This is a genomic window from Dietzia sp. B19 (genome assembly GCF_014145155.1).
Classification (GTDB): Bacteria; Actinomycetota; Actinomycetes; order Mycobacteriales; family Mycobacteriaceae; genus Dietzia; species Dietzia natronolimnaea.
Genome location: NZ_JAALED010000462.1, coordinates 1 through 1151 on the forward strand (window position 1 = coordinate 1; position 1151 = coordinate 1151).

A 1151-nucleotide genomic window follows, 5' to 3' on the forward strand; every position below is an offset into this window, starting at 1 on the left:
GGCACCGGCACCGGCCCCCGGACCCGACGTGTCCGCCGGACCCGTGGACCCGGGCGGGGACGTCGTGCCCTGCGTGGAGGTGGAACCCGGGGAGGACGTCATTGCCCGCGTCGAGGTCGAGCCCGGGGTGGAGCCGGGGCCCGGGGAGGAGGTGCTCCGCAGCGTGGGCGCGGGGTGCTGGTCGGGGAACGTCAGGTCGAGCAGGTGGCCGCGGCGGCCGACCCGGCTGGACAGGACCCCGACCGTCCCCACCGAGAGTTCCACGACGTCGCCCACCTCGTCCTGCTCCACCAGCCGCCGGAGTCTTGCGATGTCCCGGGAGGCCAGACGTTCCAGGCTCGAATGCGAGGCCAGCACCACCTCGTCGCCGAACGCGCAGGTGGCGGTGTCGGAGGATCGGGTGCGTTCGACGAAGCGGTGCCAGAGTTCGCGGTCGTCCGCGCGGGCGGTGTCGACGTAGCGGGCCTCGATGTCCGCGACGATCTTCCGCACGAACGGCGCGAACATTCGGGAGGCGTCGGCGCTCATCCCCGTCAGATCCACCGCCCCGACCAGGCGGCGGGTGAGCGGGTCGACGATCGGGTGCCCGTAACAGGCGAAGTCGCGCAGGACCTCCGCGAAGTGCTGCTCGCCGTGGATGAAGACCCCGGCGCGGGTCTCGAGCGCCGTGCCGATGCCGTTGTTGCCCACCGCGTCCTCGGTGAGGGTGGCACCGTCGTCGACTCCCCGCCGCAGGAGCATGCGGGAGATCCGGGCGTTGTCGCGCACCGAGCGGATGACCCGGCCCTCGCGGTCCGCGAGCAGGAGCATGGCTCCGGTGTCCTTGAGGACCTCGTCGAGGTCGTCCATCACCGGTCGGGCGGCCTCGGCGAGACGGTGGGACCGGGAGGCGTGCGGATCGGGGGCACCGGGGCGCGCGCTCTTCGGGGTCAGTCCGCACGAGGCGGACCGGCGCCAGGACAGGTCCACCGGGTCCTCGCCGGGCGCGACGGGGGAGTGGACTGTCTGGGTCACGGGGCACCTCCGGCCGGATGAGGGGTGTGACTCACACCATACGCAAGCGGGCGGCGGGGTGATCCCAGGGCTCGGGCGATCGGGATCCCGGGGCTCGGGCGGCGGCTCAGTGGCTCCGGGCCGCGTGGGCCGGGTGC

The 1151-nt window shown here is 73.8% G+C and carries 1 protein-coding gene; it reads right to left on the minus strand.

Going from position 1 to position 1151, the window contains the following annotated elements; genetic code table 11:
• Window positions 1–1014: GAF domain-containing protein (locus tag G6020_RS12930; RefSeq protein WP_347238375.1), on the minus strand; the 1014-nt coding region annotated here is incomplete at its 3' end.
• Window positions 1015–1151: the final 137 nt, after the last annotated feature.